Annotated in this window: 15 protein-coding genes; 7 read left to right on the top strand and 8 right to left on the bottom strand. The window is 62.9% G+C overall.

Going from position 1 to position 16,990, the window contains the following annotated elements:
* Positions 1-40: 40 nt before the first annotated feature.
* From ARTSIC4J27_RS11375 to ARTSIC4J27_RS11360, 4 genes are read right to left on the bottom strand one after another with little or no spacing between them, the layout of a single operon-like run.
* Complete coding sequence (locus tag ARTSIC4J27_RS11375; RefSeq protein ID WP_050055310.1) at positions 41-517, bottom strand: YbaK/EbsC family protein; 477 nt, start codon at positions 515-517, stop codon at positions 41-43.
* 3 nt (positions 518-520) lie between these two features.
* Positions 521-1,396, bottom strand: coding sequence for an SURF1 family cytochrome oxidase biogenesis protein (locus tag ARTSIC4J27_RS11370; RefSeq protein ID WP_050055309.1), 876 nt, complete (start codon positions 1,394-1,396; stop codon positions 521-523).
* Positions 1,397-1,666, bottom strand: a complete 270-nt coding sequence (locus ARTSIC4J27_RS11365) for a hypothetical protein (RefSeq protein ID WP_050055308.1) — start codon at positions 1,664-1,666, stop codon at positions 1,397-1,399.
* Positions 1,663-2,097: a DUF3099 domain-containing protein gene (locus ARTSIC4J27_RS11360; protein WP_050055307.1), complete on the bottom strand. Its 435-nt coding sequence runs from the start codon at positions 2,095-2,097 to the stop codon at positions 1,663-1,665. Before ARTSIC4J27_RS11360 ends, ARTSIC4J27_RS11365 begins: the two co-directional genes overlap by 4 nt.
* A gap of 153 nt (positions 2,098-2,250) precedes the next feature.
* Between ARTSIC4J27_RS11360 and ARTSIC4J27_RS11355 the strand changes: the two genes are divergently transcribed.
* Together ARTSIC4J27_RS11355 and ARTSIC4J27_RS11350 are read left to right on the top strand one after the other, a co-directional pair.
* Positions 2,251-2,976 carry a beta-ketoacyl-ACP reductase gene (locus ARTSIC4J27_RS11355; protein WP_050055306.1) on the top strand — a complete coding sequence of 242 codons (726 nt, stop codon included), beginning with the start codon at positions 2,251-2,253 and terminating at the stop codon, positions 2,974-2,976.
* A gap of 451 nt (positions 2,977-3,427) precedes the next feature.
* Positions 3,428-5,344, top strand: coding sequence for an oxidoreductase (locus ARTSIC4J27_RS11350; RefSeq protein WP_200900817.1), 1,917 nt, complete (start codon positions 3,428-3,430; stop codon positions 5,342-5,344).
* 512 nt (positions 5,345-5,856) lie between these two features.
* On the opposite strand, the gene ARTSIC4J27_RS11345 is transcribed toward ARTSIC4J27_RS11350, so the two are convergent.
* On the bottom strand, positions 5,857-7,023 hold the full coding sequence (locus ARTSIC4J27_RS11345; RefSeq protein ID WP_050055305.1) for an LLM class flavin-dependent oxidoreductase: 1,167 nt from the start codon (positions 7,021-7,023) through the stop codon (positions 5,857-5,859).
* 247 nt (positions 7,024-7,270) lie between these two features.
* Here ARTSIC4J27_RS11345 and ARTSIC4J27_RS11340 point away from each other — a divergent pair, with 247 nt between their 5' ends.
* Positions 7,271-8,476, top strand: a complete 1,206-nt coding sequence (locus tag ARTSIC4J27_RS11340) for an LLM class flavin-dependent oxidoreductase (RefSeq protein WP_152683860.1) — start codon at positions 7,271-7,273, stop codon at positions 8,474-8,476.
* Positions 8,477-8,844: 368 nt separating this feature from the next.
* On the opposite strand, the gene ARTSIC4J27_RS11335 is transcribed toward ARTSIC4J27_RS11340, so the two are convergent.
* The gene (locus tag ARTSIC4J27_RS11335; protein WP_050055303.1) at positions 8,845-10,788 is read right to left on the bottom strand and encodes an oxidoreductase; all 1,944 of its coding nucleotides are present in this window, start codon (positions 10,786-10,788) and stop codon (positions 8,845-8,847) included.
* Positions 10,789-11,919: 1,131 nt separating this feature from the next.
* Here ARTSIC4J27_RS11335 and ARTSIC4J27_RS11330 point away from each other — a divergent pair.
* On the top strand, positions 11,920-12,681 hold the full coding sequence (locus ARTSIC4J27_RS11330; protein WP_050055302.1) for an SDR family oxidoreductase: 762 nt from the start codon (positions 11,920-11,922) through the stop codon (positions 12,679-12,681).
* Positions 12,682-12,763: 82 nt separating this feature from the next.
* On the opposite strand, the gene serB is transcribed toward ARTSIC4J27_RS11330, so the two are convergent.
* Positions 12,764-13,657, bottom strand: a complete 894-nt coding sequence (gene serB, locus ARTSIC4J27_RS11325; protein ID WP_050055301.1) for a phosphoserine phosphatase SerB — start codon at positions 13,655-13,657, stop codon at positions 12,764-12,766.
* A 68-nt stretch (positions 13,658-13,725) separates the two neighbouring features.
* Entirely contained in the window at positions 13,726-14,082 is a 357-nt protein-coding gene (locus ARTSIC4J27_RS11320; RefSeq protein ID WP_050055300.1) for a VOC family protein, read from the bottom strand.
* Positions 14,083-14,202: 120 nt separating this feature from the next.
* Between ARTSIC4J27_RS11320 and ARTSIC4J27_RS11315 the strand changes: the two genes are divergently transcribed.
* The 3 genes from ARTSIC4J27_RS11315 to ARTSIC4J27_RS11305 are packed head-to-tail and all read left to right on the top strand — an operon-like array spanning position 14,203 to position 16,693.
* On the top strand, positions 14,203-14,988 hold the full coding sequence (locus ARTSIC4J27_RS11315) for an ABC transporter ATP-binding protein (RefSeq protein WP_050055299.1): 786 nt from the start codon (positions 14,203-14,205) through the stop codon (positions 14,986-14,988).
* 18 nt (positions 14,989-15,006) lie between these two features.
* Entirely contained in the window at positions 15,007-15,792 is a 786-nt protein-coding gene (locus tag ARTSIC4J27_RS11310) for a sulfite exporter TauE/SafE family protein (RefSeq protein WP_050055298.1), read from the top strand.
* 7 nt (positions 15,793-15,799) lie between these two features.
* The gene (locus ARTSIC4J27_RS11305; protein ID WP_050055297.1) at positions 15,800-16,693 is read left to right on the top strand and encodes a TrmH family RNA methyltransferase; all 894 of its coding nucleotides are present in this window, start codon (positions 15,800-15,802) and stop codon (positions 16,691-16,693) included.
* Positions 16,694-16,990: the final 297 nt, after the last annotated feature.

Genomic DNA, 16,990 nt, shown 5'->3' with positions numbered 1-16,990 from the left:
TTCCCTAGCTCCGCTACGCGGCGTATGGAGCCTTTGGGTTTCAGCGGACCTTCAGTTCCAGGGCTTCGGTAACTTCTTGAAGTTGCTTATAGGTGACGCTGAACATTGAGTTGTGGTCACCGGCTCCCGCCCAGAGGAGATCGTGCTTCTGGAGCGACTCGTCCAGGAGGGTTCTGATCTTTCCAGGGTGGCCAACTGGGGCTACTCCGCCTACTTCCTGACCGGTGTGCTGCAGGACGAACTCGGGGGAGGCACGCCGGATCCGGACTTCGCCCAACTGCTCTGCCACCAGTTTTGTGTCCACCCGGGCTGCGCCGCTGGCCAGGATCAGCAGGGGCTCCCCGTTGAGGTCGAAGATCAGACTGTTGGTGATTGCCGCAAGGTCGCATTCCAATGCCTCGGCCGCCGCGAGTGCGGTCGGGACACCGGCCGGAAAGGTCCGCAAGGTGTCGCCGATACCTGAGCGGACCAACGCCGAACGCACCAAGGCAACAGGGCCGCCGTCGTACTCCATCATCCGCTAGTAACCCTGCGCGTCCAGGAGGGCGTCTTCCTCTTCCTCAGCCGTCGCCTTCTTCCGCTTCCGGGGAGGGGAAGGACGACGGCGGGCTGCCGCGGCAGCCGAGTGCAGCGCGCCGTCGGCGGACTCGTCGTCGTCCTCCGCATCAATGGCGGCATTGCGGGCCTGCTGGCGGGCGGCATAGCCAAAGCCGACGAACATCAGCACCCCGAACGCGAACCACTGGAGTGAGTAGGACAGGTGGGTGCCTTCCTCGGTGGAGGGCTTCGGGAACGCCATAGGCATCTCTGCGGCGGGCGGCGTCTCCGAGGCGAGCTGCCCGTAGGCGCCGGTCAGCAGGGGATAGCCGAGCTGCGCGGAGTAGGCCGCGAGGTCAATGGACGCCAACTGCCCCTCGGGCGCGCCCCGCTGCAGTTCAGGCTCTGGATGCTTCAAACGCACGACCGCGGTCACGTCACCTGGGGGAGGAGCCGGCACGGAATCGGGGCTGCCCGGATTCTTGTTGCCGATAGGCAGCCATCCCCGGTCGATGACCACGGTCTCGCCAGTCGTTAGCCGGAACGGGACAACCACTTCGTAGCCCGGCTGGCCGTTCAGCGGCCGGTTCCGTACGATGCGCTGCCCGTCAACAAGATAGGAGCCCTTCAGCTCAACCTGCGTCCACTCGCTGGCCGGGTCCAGCTGATCAAACTCGTCCCTGACAGCGGCGAAGGGGACAGGGGCCGCCGAATAATTGGTCACCACCCGGTTGATCTCGGCCAGGGTCTCGGCCCGCCGGTCCATCTGCCAGCGGCCCAGGAAAACGCAGGCGGAGGCGAAGATCGCGGCCAGAAGGAGATAACCCAGCCATTTGCTGGAAAAGAGGAACCGGTACATTCAGCTGTCCTGCTCCAAGGCACCGGATACCCGGCCGTCATCGAGCGGCACAGTTTCCTTCCACAGTCCACGTGTCTGGAGGTAATCCTCAAGCCACTCGCGGTGGTCGCCGCAGGCGAGCCAGGTCTTGCGGCGCTCCGGGGTATGAATCTTCGGATTGTTCCACAGCAGCTGCCATGAAGCCTGCGACCGGCACGCCTTGCGGGAGCACAAGGCAGCCGACTCGCCCATCACGGGATCGGTTCCCGCAGCGAAGTCAAAGATACTCATGATGCCCTCCGCTCCTGCTCAGTTGGTGTTTCCTCGTCGTCGGTGATCAGCTCGCCCTGCAGGACCTCGCTGCCATGCCCGTCGTCGGCCGACGGCGGAGGCGGACTTTCAATTTCCGCGAGCGGCGCGGAATCGAGCAGGAAGTCGCTGTGCCCCTCGGCCTTGTCGTTGCCGTTGGCGATGACTACTGCAATCCACGGCAGGAAGACCGCCCCGGCAACCATCACGATCTTAAACCAGCCATCCACGACGAAGATCATGATCAGGCACACCATGCGGATGCCCATGGCCAGCGCGTACTTCACCATGCGCTGGTGCATGTCCTCCGAATGCGCGCCCGCAGCTTCCGTGATGCTGTGGACTTCCGAATCGCCGGAGAACCGCCCGGGTTCTCCGGCCGCGGGTTGTCCCGCATGGTTTTCAAGGGTCACGGTGGCTGATCACGCTCCAAAGGCTTGCATCAATTCTCTCACCATCGGCAGTGGCGCCCAAACCCTTGCCCGGACGGGACGCTAAGATCAAAGTCAGCCAAACCACCCTCTTCTACCGCGGTGCATCATGCCGCAGAAATCCGGAGCCCCTACATGACTGAAGCAGCCACCGCCCCCCGCAGCGTCCTGATCACCGGCGGAAACCGCGGCATCGGGCTCGCCATCGCTGAAGCTTTCCTGGCCAATGGCGACAAAGTGGCGGTGACCTACCGCAGCGAATCGAAACTGCCGGAGGGGATCCTGGGCGTCAAGGCCGACGTCACCGATGAAGCTTCCGTGGACGCTGCCTTCAAAGAGGTGGAAGCTGCCCACGGTCCCGTGGAGGTGCTGGTGGCCAACGCCGGCATTACCAAGGACACCCTGCTGCTGCGCATGAGCGAAGACGACTTCACATCAGTCATCGACACCAATCTCACAGGCGCCTTCCGCGTTATCAAGCGCGCCTCCAAGGGCATGATCCGCCTCCGCAAGGGCCGCGTGGTCCTGATTTCCTCCGTATCGGGCCTGTACGGCGCGCCCGGTCAGATCAACTACTCCGCTTCCAAGGCGGGCCTGGTGGGCATTGCCCGTTCCCTGACCCGCGAGCTGGGCTCGCGCGGCATCACCGCCAACGTGGTGGCGCCGGGCTTCATCAACACGGACATGACGGCAGAGCTTCCCGAAGCCACCCAGAAGGACTACCTGTCCAGCATCCCCGCCGGCCGCTTCGCGGAAGCCAGCGAAGTTGCCAACGTGGTCCGCTGGATTTCCAGCGACGAGGCGGCTTACATCTCCGGCGCCGTCATCCCTGTTGACGGCGGCCTGGGCATGGGGCACTGACCGTAGCGGGACAGAAACATCCCTTAGCGGCTGGTGGAAGCCGACCCCCCAGTGCAGTTGGGGGACGTGCGGCATGCCGTACGTCCTCCAACTCGCGGCGGTCCTCTGGCCCTGTCGCTTGCTTGAGCGCCAGAGCTGAAAAGCTGTAGTCGCCGACTTCGAGGGCCGGTGCGCGTCGACGACGGGCGCTCTGCTTGATCCCGGCACTGAGCGCCGCTCTCGTTTTAACGGCAGTGTCGAGCGCCGGGGCGTCGAACACGGACGTCCTCATCGAGTGGAACACCATCGTCCAAGACCACGTCCCGGATGTTCTGGCAGGACAGCCTTGTGGACACGTATTCACACGCGCTACGGTGTGGCATTAGTGTAAATATCATGCATGTCATTCGACGGGTGGCCGCCGGATCCAGACCATCGCAAACGCAGTGCCGTTCGAAGTTAGAGGAGTCCGATGCATTACCCCATGCTTCTGTCAACGTTGGATATCCGCGGTCATGAGTTGCGGAACCGCGCAGTCATCACCGCGCACACGGCGAGCCAGTCGTTCTTCAACCCCGCGCTGCCAGCGGCAACGTACATCGAGTACATGCGCCGACGCGCCGCCAGCGCGGGGTTGATCATCACCCAGCCGCAGCTCTGGTCGCTCGGCGTCGTGCAGCCTCAGTGGCTCATTGACCGACATGGTGAGTTGGCCGAAGCAGTGCATGCTGAGGGAGCAAAAATATTGCTCCAGATTGTGCATCTGGGTGTGTACGGGAGAAGCGATCCGGATTTGCATGGGTCGCCCTTGTATGGATTCGGCGTCAATCAGTCAGCGGCAGGCGAGACATCCCACGAGATGGACGATGCCGAGATCATGATGGTGATCGAAGGCTACCGCTCGGTGGCGCGTCTCGCCGCCGAAGCTGGATTCGATGGTGTCGAAGCACACGGTGGACACGGCTACCTGATCCAGCAGTCACTCACTCCGGAGTTCAACTCACGAACCGACCGCTGGGGGACTGACCCTACGCTGTTCGCGCGCCGCATCATCCAGGCGTTGCGTGAGGAGGTCGGACCGAACCGCATCGTGGGTTACCGCACCACCACTGACGACCTGCGGAGCCCGGAGGACGGCGGCATCGGTTTTGCGCGTGGCGCCCAGCTGCTGAAGGAGATCCTGGCCACAGGAGAGGTGGACGTGCTGAACACCACCATCGGCCAAGGTGGGTCGAGTTACCCGCGCTCCATCCCGGACTACAGGTACGGCGATGCGCCCAACATCCCCACTGTGAAGCGTCTCCGTGAGGCCGCCGACGTCAAAATTCCGATCATCGGAACTGGGCGCATTCTGACGGCGAGCGTCGCCGAGTCGGTTCTCGCCAGCGGAGCCTGCGAGCTTGTAGCCATGACCCGGGCCCACATTGCTGATCCTGAACTGATTCTCAAGGTCGTCGCCGGCCAGGGTCACCGCGCTCGACCGTGCGTGGGTGCTAATGACTGCGTGAACCGCGTGCAGTCCGGATATCCGGAAATCAGTTGTTTCCACAACCCGCAGGTTCTGCGTGAGCAGGAACTTGCGGTCCTCCCAGCGGCCGAGAAGCGGAAGGTCTTGGTGATCGGTGCCGGGCCTGCCGGCCTGAAGGCCGCCGAGGTCGCTGCACTCCGCGGACACGATGTCCACCTCTACGACGGCGCGGGTCGGCCAGGTGGCCGCCTGCGACACGCCGCCGAGACGGCAGGTTCGGCCCTGGTGAGCTCGATCGACTACCTGTCCGCCGAGCTGGCCGAACTGGGGGTGAAGCTGATCCCGCAGAACGTCGGTGAGGCCGAGCTGCAGGAGATTGCGCCAGACGAGGTTATCTTGGCAACCGGGACCCGCTCCAATGTCGAGCAAGCGTTCGTTGGAGCCCAGGCCGCTGGAGCGATCGACAGTTCGGACGCACTGGATGTCGACCTCGGGCACCGCGTGCTTGTCTACGACACAGTGGGTGCTAATGAGGGGCCGCTCGTCGCTGAGGCACTCGCCGAACGGGGACACCAGGTAACCTTTGTGACGCCTGAGGAGACGGTAGGACCGCATAGTGGATACCTGCACCGTGCGCAATACGGCAAGACGCTCTACGGGGTGGTCAACCGCGTCATCGTCCGCGGACTCATCGGGTTCATCGAGGACGGCAACGCGCTGATCGCGACTCCGGAGGGTGCAGATATCGACACGCTGCCGTGCGACTCGATCGTCGTGGTGGCAGCACCGCAGCCTGACCTCGCCGTCGTGCCGGTGTTGAAGCGCCTGGGCATTCCCTACCGTGTCGCCGGCGACGCCGTCGCTCCCCGCCTGGCCATGCAGGCTTTCAAAGACGGCCACGAGGCCGGGCTGGCAGTCTGACAGCGTCAGCGGGTACGCGAGCGAGCTAGCTGGGGGGCCGATTCCGGGTTGCTGCGATTTGGGGCCATGATCGCCCCAGACGGCGATGTCGATGGTGGTCCGGGATTCCGTTGCTGTGGTGAGGTGATTCCGGGCGTCGGTATGCTGTGAGACTCGTACTGCCAGGCGCAGGGCTTTGGTGGCTTGGGCAGCGTAGGCTTCTGCGTCTTTTTGAGTCTTCGCCAGTGAACGCGTATGTGCGCGGCGAGTATAGGTTGGGGGCCGCATTCGAGGGGGAGCGGAACGGACAGGATTGATCCGATGCCTTCTTTCCATGCGGCATCTCAACACCGCCGAGGCGCGCCCCCTCGAGGAGACCGCAGAAGTGCTCCAATTAAACCACCGTACTGCAGTGAAACCACTGGTCCTGACCTGGGTGTTCGCACCTCCAGATGTCTATCTGGAGCGCGTCAGGCCCAAGATTGCTGCAGGCACCTCCGTTCCCGTAGGAGCGTGCATCGGCTGGTGTCTGGTCAGGAAACGGGCGTCGGGGTGGACGGGCGACGATAGGTCTTGCCGTGGGCAGCGAGTTGGGCCTCGAAGGCGGGAATGGTGTCGGAGGCGATCAGTTTGAGGTCACCCCGGTATTCGAACAGGTTCAGGCAGATCCCGTCGACGTTCTGCATTGCAGCCCAGTCCGCCAACTGGGTGCCGGCGTCTTCGGCGCTGGCGATAATCGCTTCCCCAAGGAGGAAGTCGTAGACGTCATCGCGGGAGACCATGCGTTCGTCAGCCGACTCGGCTGGTACGGCACCGCTGGAGAGGAGCATGTTCCGGAGTGCGCCCCGGTCGGCCTGGTCGACGATCTGGTTCGCGCGGTCTTGCGCTTCGGCGGTGGTCTTGCCGAGGATCACGGCCTTCGCACCGATGAAGCCGCAGTTGCTGGCCACTTCACCTCGGATCTTGCGGAACTTCTCCGCCTGGTCGCCGTAGCAGAAGATGTAGTCCGCACGTTCGGCTGAGAAACGCATGCCGGTGTAGGACTGGCCGGCATTCACAATCAACGGAGAGACCTGCATGGGGCGTGGACGCCCAGAGGCCTTGTTGATTGTGAAGTACTGACCGTCATACGTTGCCTCACCTTCGCGCCAGAGCATCTGGATGATATCCAGCCATTCTCGGGTGAACGCGTAGCGTTCCTTGTGTTCGAGGAGCTCGACGCCCATCGCGGCGAACTCTTGCACGCCCCATCCGCTGACCACGTTGAACCCCCAACGGCCACCACCGATGTGATCGAGACCGACGCCGAATTTCGCGGCGACCACTGGGTTGTGCAGGTTGGCGTTGATCGTGGTCAGCAGGGTGATCTTCGTCGTCGCGGCCAGCAGCGCGGCCGTCAACGTGACCGTTTCCAGGCTCGCGCCCCGCCAGACGATTTCATCGCCTTCCAAACCGGCCCAGCGTGCGGGAGGAAGCGCGAAGCTCATCCCCATTTCCTCCGCGGCCAGGACCGTCTCGAGGATGTACTGGTATGTCCACTCCGTCGAATTCGGCGCCAGCGTGGGCCACTCACTGAACGCTTGGCTGGGCAGGAAGACACCCAGCATCACCGAATCGTCGCGGGCGGGCAACGCCCGTTCGACGCAGTGTTCGAGGCCGGGACGGGTGGCCGGGTCGGAGCTGTCAGGATAGTACCGCATTAGAGACCTTTCTGAGCGAGAACGGAAGTGTCGTCGGGAACGTGCGATGCGGAGTCAGTCGACCGCCTCAGAATCATGTCTTCGCGGTAACCTGCTCGATCTCGTGTCAAGCTAACCGTCGACCTTTATGGAATCGTATTCAGATGCTAATGGCATCGTATCCAAATCACAAATAGCGGCGTTGAGGGCAGCGCTGGTATCGTATTCATCATAGCTTGGTATCGTATGCACGAAGAGGTTGAGCGACGTGGCTATCGGGATTATCTTCGGAGCCGCGCACGAGTTGAGGAGGATGGAAGAGATGACGAGCGTGCCATCGGAAGCAGTTGATGTTCGTGTGGATAAGTGGTCGACGCCGCTGTTGAATGATGAGAATCGTTTGAAGGTGGCGACGTTCGCAACCAACATGCGCGGGAGTGTGACGCTCGCGAATGTCGAAGGCAAGGTCCAGACCAGCTGGGAGGAGAGCCTGCGGTTGGCTCAGCATGCTGACCGGATCGGGTTCGATGCGGTGATTCCGGTGATGCGGTGGCGGGGGTTCGGCGGTCAGTGGAACTTGTCGGACCGTACGTTTGATCCGTTCACGTGGGCCACGGCGGTGCTGGCGTCGACGAAGCGGGTCATGTCGTTCGCCACTGTTCAGGTTCCCGTGATCCACCCGATGATGGCGGCCAAGATGATCGTGACGGCGGATCACGTCTCGGGGGGTCGTATGGGGGTTAACCTCACGGCTGGTTGGTTCCCGGAGGAGTTTGCGATGTTCGGGCTCAAGCAGCGCGCGCACGCCGACCGTTACGCCTACGCGGATGAGTGGACGACGTTACTCAAGATGTTGTGGACCCGTGATGACCGGTTCGATTTCAAGGGCGAGTACCTTCAGGCGATTGACGCGTTCTCGGATCCGCACCCGTTGCAGGATCCGTACCCGTTGGTGATGAACGCTGGTACGAGCGGTCCTGGCCGTGATTTTGCCGGCAAGCACAGCGACCTGATTTTCGCGTCGCTGCAGAATATGGAGATCGCGCAGCGGCAGATTGCCGAGATCAAGCAAGACGCGCTGCAGAAGCATGGTCGTGAGGTGCGGGTCTTCGGGCGGGTGCACATCGTGTGCCGTCCGACTGAGAAGGAAGCGCAGCAGTACTTCCGTTGGGTGCATCGCGACAACGCCGATGTCGCTGCGATAGAAACGCTGCTAGCAGGGTTGAACGGGAACTCCGCAAGCATGGACAGCATTCCCGAGGAGCACTGGCAGACGATCGAGCGGGTTGCTGCAGGGCGTGGTGCGTTGACACTGGTCGGTACCCCTGAGCAAGTCGTCGACGGGCTCTTGGAGCTCTCCAATGCCGGTCTTGATGGTGTCGCGATTTCCTGGGTCAACTACGACGAAGGCCTCCAGCAGATGGAAGACGACATCCTGCCCCTCATGGTCCAGGCTGGCCTCCGGTCCGCCTAATACGGCCTGTTCCGATCTGCCAGCGCTGCTACCCCGTCGGGGGTGGCAGCCTGGGAATTGGGTATCGTGCGGCGCACACAAAACCTGCGCACTGGAGAAAGGAACGTCGAGTGTTACTGAACGGTTCGGCTGTGAGGCGAGTGTCCGCAGCTGCACGCCCCCCGTGAACTGATTGCAGGACATGGGCACGTGAGAAGCATCACTGGGAGTCTTTCTGCGTGTCGAGAGCCCGCAGAAGATCCCCCATCCCAGCCTGCCTGCACGGTAAGCACCTCACCGGGCTGCGGTCGGGGGATTGGCACGTTGGCTATGATCGCTACCGCCCGGTGTTCCACTCCCCAGGAACCTGAAAGCGGGCATCATACGAGTCATACTGCAGACCCAACGCGGTATCCCTCGGAGATCGCATCGCCGATGCGCCGCGGGATAACGCAGTCACCGATGACTGAGATCGAGGACATATCGAGTTCCTCCGCAGCAAGGGGCAGTTCCGCGTTCGGGATGCGATGACGGTGCCAAACGATCAGGTCAGGTCGCAGCACCTCGGCTTCGCCCCCGAACACCGGCGTCAAGCGGACCTTGCTGGCGTCGTTGTCGTCTGCGGAAAGGTCATGCAAAGGCAAGTACCGTGTGCCGCCTTCCCCCAGCCGAGTGAGAAGCGGACCGATACTCTCATGCGGCACACGTGAGGCTATGGCGCCCAGCCGGGTTACGAATAAGACCCTCCAACCGAGAAGTACCAACCGTTCAGCGGCGTTGTACGCGGGCCAGAATCCGTCGTCCTCATCAAACACCACTGCCATGCCAGGTTGCAGCTGGTCAGCAGGAGACATGATCACGTCGTCGACTGTGCGGACAGGAACTTGCCCATATTCAGGCGGTGGGGTGGGACGTGACCCAGTCGCGATGATTACGTGGTCGCTCATCCCCTTGATGTTGGCCAGGTCGCCTTTCCCGATCTCGACGCCCAGGTGCACCGTCACCCGCAACCGCCCCATTTCCCTGGTGAGATAGTCGACGATATCGCCCAGACTCCCCCGGTGGGGTGACTTCGATGCGATCCGCACGCTGCCACCCAAGGAAGTGCCGCGCTCGTAGATCGTCACGTTGTGCCCGCGGCCGGCCGCCAACCGAGCGGCTTCCATACCAGCTATCCCCCCGCCGATAATGGTGACCTTTCGAGGGCGGTCGACCCTGATGTCCGCTGAATCAGGCCGCACACGACCGATCTCTGCGTTGACCGCGCAGCGCACGTGCGGATCTAAGGCGCGGCATTCCTGGTTGATCCCCAGGCAGCCCCTGATCTCGGTCAAGCGTCCCGCACGGGACTTGTTGGGCAGCTCAGGGTCCGCCAACAGAGCTCGGGCCATGCCGACCATGTCCGCCGATCCGTTCTTAATCACGTTCTCGGCGCTGTCTACGTCCCGGATGCGCTGGCCCACGAGCACCGGCAGTCTGGTGGCGGCGCGCACACGAGCGGCAGAGGGAACCGCAACCCCGTCTTCATTTGTGGAGTCCTTGACGTAGGAGCCGCGGATGCCGTGGGTGATGCTGAAGTAGTCGACCTGCCCGGTAACAGCAAGCATCTCCGCGATGCGACACGTGTCCTCAATCGTCATGCCGCCGGGAATCTCCTCCTCGCCACTCAAGCGGACCCCTAGAATCGCACCCTGTGGCAGTTCGCTGCGAATCGATTCCAGCACCAGGTGCATGAACCGCATCCGGTTCTCGAGCGATCCTCCGAACTCGTCCGTGCGCAGGTTGGTCGATTCCGACATGAACTGGGCGACCAGATAGCCATGGGCAGCGTGGATCTCGATCCCGTCCAGTCCGGCCTGGACCATATGAGCGGTCGAAACCCGATACCCCTCGACGATGTCGAGAATCTCCCTCTTTGTCAGCTCACGCGGCGGATAGGCGTCGCGCGGAGTCTTGATCATACTCGGCGCTAGGGGAAGGTATTCCGATGCACCGCCGATGAATTCGCGGCCGACGTGGGCGAGCTGTCCGATCAGCAGTGCACCGTGCCTATGGACGACTTCAGCCTTATGTTCCATGGCCGGGACAACCTCTTCGAGGTAGGCTTCCACGTTTTTTCGGCTGTGCGTCCCCGAAGACGGGTGCACGATCGTCGCACCCTGGATGATCATCGCCACACCCCCGGCGGCGAGCCGCTCGAAATGAATGGAGTCTTCCGGGGTCGGCACACCGTCCGTAACGAGGCTCGTACCGGCCGGCAGGGCGATGAGACGGTTCTTGAGCTGCTTGCCGCCGAGCATCATCGGACTGAAAACGTGAGGATACCGCGTCATGGGGAGACCACCTGTCAAAGCTTCCTGAAGCTGTTCGTATGGACACAAGACTGCGCGGGCGCGGCATAGGCGATGGCGTCTGCACTTTCAACACACTGCAACCGAAATCCTAAACAGGTTTGAATACGAAGGCAATGATTGATTGGGAACGAATTCAATCGGGGGATACTCATCCATCACCAGACCAATGCCAAGCCGGCAGGGGACCATCGCCTCAAATAGTGTCCGCTGAAGGATCCCGAGCGGACGCCCTGCTGCCCGCTGGGGATCGCCTAACGGGACGGGCTGCGGGCGGCCATCTTTGGAATGTGCTCATGGCCGTCCCTCCGGCCCATTCAGTTTCCCGCGGCGCGAAGGATCCGCTGCGAAGGCACGTGAACCATCTCCGGTGTCCAGAGTTAACGTTCTTAACCAACTTCTTGCGGCAGGCGTGTTCTGCTGTTTTGTCTGGTACTCATCTGATTGATGGATGGGGGTCCAAGGTGGAAGCGTCAAAGTTCCCAACGAAGACGATGCGTGCCGGGCTACGTGTTCGGTAGCGGCCAAGCAATACATAAACCTGACGCCGGGAAACACCGAGCTTCAGAGCTGCTTCGTCAGCGGCAGCAATCCCCGTAACGCGACGCATCGCCAGTGCACCGATCAAGCAACCAAAACTGTCCAAGATGCAGCGGAGTCACCTTCTGAAACTGCATGACGCCGGCGAATACACACAGGCCGAACTCGCTGAACTGTTCGGGGCGTCACGGAAGACTGTGTTCCGCTAGCTTCAAAGGCGAACCCACGAAGGACCGATGGGGCGGCACCCTACGCGAAAAGTGCCACAAAAAGAACGCCATGTAGCGCGCGATTCACAGCTCAAGGTGCATCCGGATTCCGGACGACGGCTCGACAATCTCCCTAAAACGATCGGACCCGTACCGGCCGCCCCCGCCTGCTTTCGAAGGGGGAGCTTACGGCGGACACTGTTGCCCGGTGCCTCTTCGTGGTCCCCGGGCCAAGCCACGCGGTCCGCTCACTAGCCGTCGGCGGCTTCTTTGTGGGGGTCGGACAAGCGAATCATCAGGACCCACTGGCATGATGGACAGCAGACCATCAGCGATTTAGACGTTTCGAACAAAGGGAGCTCGTATGGGACTGCTCGACAACAAGACCGCCATCGTCACTGGATCATCACGCGGCATCGGCGCTGACGTAGCCAAGATCCTCGCCGGCCAGGGTGCCGCCATTGTGGTCAACTACCGCCAGAAGGCTCCTCGCGCCAACAAGGTGGTGCAGGGGATCGAAGCCGCCGGCGGCCGCGCCGTCGCCGTAGGTGCTGACCTCACTACCCAGGAAGGCGTACAGGCCCTGGCCTCCGCCGCCATGGAGAACTTCGGGTCGCTGGATATCCTGGTGCTCAACGCCTCCGGCGGCATGGAGACCGGCATGGGCGAGGACTACGCCCTCAAGCTCAACCGTGACGCGCAGGTCAACATGCTCAACGCTGCGGTGCCGCTCATGAAGGAAGGCTCCCGCGTGGTGTTCGTCACCAGCCACCAGGCCCACTTCATCAACACGGTGCCCACCATGGAGGCCTACGAGCCGGTGGCCCGCAGCAAGCGCGCAGGAGAGGACGCCCTGCGCGATCTCATCCCGAACCTGGCCGAAAAGGGCATCTCCCTGGTGGTGGTGTCCGGGGACATGATCGAGGGCACTGTCACGGCGACGCTCCTGGACCGCTCCACCCCGGGTGCCATCGAAGCGCGGCGGGCTGAAGCCGGCAAGCTGTACTCCGTCGAGGAGTTCGCGGAGGTTGTGGCAAGCATGGTCACGGCCGACGTCGAATCGGGCCACACCGAATACGCTGGCGGCGCCGACTACTTTGGCAAGGGCGCTCAGCCCGCGAGCTAGGCTTCCCACGCACACGAGAAGGGCCCACGCCGCAAGAAATTCCTGCGGACGTGGGCCCTTTCCCTTAAAGAGTTAAGAGTCGCTAAACTCCGGCGACGTGGCGGACGGCGTCCAGGTACGGCATGTTGATGGCGGCATCAGCGACGGCGCGCACCGCAGGCTTGGCATTAAATGCGATGCCGATCCCGGCCGCGCCGAGCATGTCCAGGTCGTTGGCGCCGTCACCCACTGCCACGGTGTGCTCCATCGCGATGCCTTCGGCCGCCGCCCACTCACGCAGGTACTTCTCTTTTGCCGCACGGTCCACCACGGCGCCAAGCACCTTGCCTGTCAGGGCGCCGTCAACGATCTCCAGCTCGTTCGCCTGCCAGTAGTCCAGGCCCAGCTCACCGGCAATGGGCTCCAGGATCTGGTTGAACCCGCCGGACACCACGGCAACTACATGCCCTGCCGCCTTGAAGGCGGCCACGAGCTCGGCCGCCCCCTCGCTGAGCTTCACTTCCCGGCGGACGGAATGGACGACGTCGGCCGGCAGCCCGGCGAGCACCTGCACACGTGCGTGGAGGCTTTGGGTGAAGTCCAGTTCCCCGCGCATGGCAGCTTCAGTGACAGCGGCCACCTCCTCGCGCTTGCCTGCGTAGGCGGCGAGGAGTTCGATGACCTCCTGCTGGATCAGGGTGGAATCAACGTCCATGATCAGGAGCTTGCGTCCGGCTGAACGGAGGCCGTTCGGAACGAGAGCGGTATCGAATCCGCTGATCGAGGCCTCGGCCACCACACGGCGCAGCCCGGCCAGGCCGGCCGCCGTTGCGTCGGGAAGCTCGAGTTCGGCCACGCTGACCTGGTAGCGCTCGTCACCGAGGCTGTTTTCCGGGAGCACCCTGGCGCCACCGGTGGTGAGGACGGAACGCAGCTGCTCCAGCCCGGTAGGGGTCACATTCAGGCCATAGCTGACCGCAGTCACGTTCGAAGTCATGCCTGCAATCTTAGCGAGCGGGGGTACGGTCCCTTGAATTCATTGCGTCCGCCCGGCAAGTGAAGACGCTAGCTCAGGCAGAGGCAGAACGGGTGGCCGGCCGGGTCAAGGAACACCCGGAAGGTTGTTCCCGGCTGGTATTCGTGCTTGGTCGCGCCAAGTTTGAGCACCTCTGTTTCGGCGGTGTCGAGGTCGTCCACCACAACGTCGAGGTGCATCTGCTGCGGTACCTCCTGGCCGGGCCATTGCGGCGGCCGGTAGGAGTCCACCTTCTGGAAGCTCAGGGAATCGCCGTGATCGGCCTTAATGGACCACCAGTCCTCACCCTCCTCGATCTTCCAGTCGAGCAGGGCGGCATAAAACTCCGCGAGTATTTTCGGGTCAGGACAATCGAGAACAACTACGGGAAAGCGTGCGATAGCCATGGCCAACACTCTAGGCGCGGCTCCCGGATCGGCAAACGGTTTAACCGGCTTGAATTTGCGGTGTCGGGCTGGTCACACCAGTTATCAGTCGCCATGTTTTTTGTCCTAGTGTCTACTCCTATGAGTGATGTTCTGGAACTGGACTCCGTCAGCGTTGTCCGCGGTAAAAAGACCCTGCTGGACAAAGTGGACTGGCAGGTCAACGACGGCGAACGCTGGGTGATCCTCGGCCCGAACGGCGCCGGCAAGACCACGCTCCTCCAGATCGCTGCCGCCCGTATGCACCCCAGCAGCGGCACGGCCGGGATCCTTGACGAGATCCTGGGCCGGGTTGACGTCTTTGAGCTCCGTCCCCGCATCGGGCTTTCCTCAGCCGCCCTCGCCACCCAGATTCCCGAGCACGAGAACGTCCTTAACGTGGTGGTCACCGCCGCCTATGGCGTGACGGGCCGCTGGCGCGAGGGATACGAGCGCGACGACGAGCGGCGGGCTTTCCGTCTCCTCAATGACTGGGGGATGGGCCCACTCCTGAACCGGACCTTCGCAACGCTGTCCGAGGGGGAGCGCAAGCGCGTCCAGATCGCCCGCGCCCTGATGACCGATCCTGAGCTGCTGCTGCTGGATGAGCCGGCCGCCGGCCTGGACCTCGGCGGCCGCGAGGAACTGGTCCACAAGCTGGGAGAACTGGCCCGTGACGAGGCGGCGCCTGCCATGGTGCTCGTGACCCACCACCTCGAGGAAGTTCCGCCGGGCTTCACGCATGCCATGCTGCTGCGCGACGGCGGCGTGGTGGCTGCGGGACCGATCACTGAGGTACTGACGGCGGAAAACCTCAGTGAAACCTTCGGCCTGGACCTCGATGTAACTGAGAACGCCGGCCGGTACACCGCCGTCGCCCGCCGCTGACGGCGGCACCGCAGCACCTTGGATCTCCTCAGCAGTATCTTTGTGTCCATCGCCGGCCTCTGGGCCGGCACTATCAACGCCGTGGTGGGCTCCGGCACCCTGGTGACGTTCCCCGTCCTGATCGCCCTGGGAGTTACACCCGTTGTTGCTTCGATGAGCAATGCGATGGGCCTCGTTTTCGGGACGGCCGCCGGGGCGTTCGGCTACCGCCGGGAGCTCAAAGGCCGCGGCCGGCAACTGATGCGGCTGCTGCCGGCGTCCCTGCTCGGCGGCATCTCCGGCGCCTGGCTGCTCCTGCACCTGCCGGAAAAGGTCTTCCACTACGTGGCCCCGGTCCTGCTGGTACTGGCCCTGCTGATGGTGGTATTCCAGCCCCGCATGCAGGCCTGGGTGCGCAACCGCGAGGAGAACCCGGAGCACGCGGTCCGGGACAAACGGCACGCTGTCCTGCTGGTGGTGCTGGTCTACCTTGCCGGTGTCTACGGCGGCTACTTCGTTGCCGCACAGGGGATCCTGCTGGTGGGCATCCTGGGCGTCTTCCTCACCGGCACTATCCAGAACGCCAACGCCATGAAAAACATCCTGGTGCTCGGCGTGAATCTGGTGGCTGCCATCTCCTATCTGTTGTTCGCATTCGACCGGATCAACTGGCTCGTGGTGCTGCTGATTGCCGTCAGTTCAAGCATCGGCGGTCTCCTGGGCGCCAAGGTGGGCCGCAGGCTTTCCCCCACAGTGCTGCGCGGGGTGATCTTCGTCCTGGGGTTGGTGGCCCTCGGCTTCATGATCGCCAATCTGCTGAAATAATCTCCCGGTGACAATCCACTATCTCGAGTCCGCCGCGGATCCGCGCGTGACCGACTACACCCAGCTCACGGACGTGCACCTGCGCAAGCTCCGGGAACCCGCCGAGGGCATGTACATTGCAGAATCCTCGCGGGTGCTGCGCCGTGCGCTGGCCGCGGGGCACCAGCCGCGTTCGTTCTTCCTGGCGGAGAAGTGGCTGGACGATCTCCAGGACATCCTCGGGGCGTACCCGGATGTACCCGCGTTCATCGGCAGCGCCGCCCTGCTGGAGGAGATCACAGGCTTCCATCTCCATCGCGGCGCCATGGCGGCCATGCAGCGGCCCGCACCGGTGCCGCTACCCGAACTGCTCGCCGGCGCGCGCCGCGTGGCCGTGCTGGAGGACATCGTGGACCACACCAAGGTCAGTGGTTCCAAAGTACAAGGGCAGGAAACCGCTCAGCTACGAGGACGATCACGGATCGCGGTCCTTGAGAATCTTACAGATCACACGAACGTTGGGGCGATTTTCCGGAGCGCCGCAGCCATCGGCGTCGACGCTGTCCTGGTCTCGCCACAGTGTGCCGACCCGCTTTACCGACGTTCCATCCGCGTCTCGATGGGCACGGTGTTTCAGGTCCCGTGGACGCGGATCGAGTCGTGGCCTGGGGACCTTGAGGTACTCAAGGAAGCGGGCTATTTCGTGGCCGGTATGTCGCTCGGTGAAGGTGCCATCACCCTTGATGAGCTGGTAGCGCAGGACCACCAGAACCTCGCGCTGGTCTTCGGCACAGAGGGTGAGGGATTGAGGCCTGAAACCGATCAGGCCCTCGACGCGCGCGTAACTATCCCGATGATGAACGGCGTGGACTCGCTCAATGTCGCGGCTTCCTCTGCTGTGGCGTTCTACGCGACCAGGTAGTGGCTGAGCGTGGACTGCACCCACCCGACCGCGGCGTCAGAGGCAGATATTAGGCCAGAATATTCTGGTTTCTGAGGCGAACCGCAGGTCAGAGCACCATTTTGCTACCCACCGTTAGGCGCGCCAGAGCATCACCTGCTCTTCGTCGGCCCTCCGGGTCTACGCCCCTAAGTATGCATGCCTCAAGAGTGCGTGCTACGGCCGCCTCGCCATCAAGTTGCCAGTGATAACCGGGGTAAAAGATACTGGTTTTCGGATACTGCGCTTGTGCTCTCCGCGAAAATGTCTGGGCTGCGG

The sequence above is a fragment of the Pseudarthrobacter siccitolerans genome, assembly GCF_001046895.1.
Classification (GTDB): domain Bacteria; phylum Actinomycetota; class Actinomycetes; order Actinomycetales; family Micrococcaceae; genus Arthrobacter; species Arthrobacter siccitolerans.
Note: the sequence above shows the minus strand (reverse complement) of the source record. Positions and strands in the feature narration are given on the sequence as shown.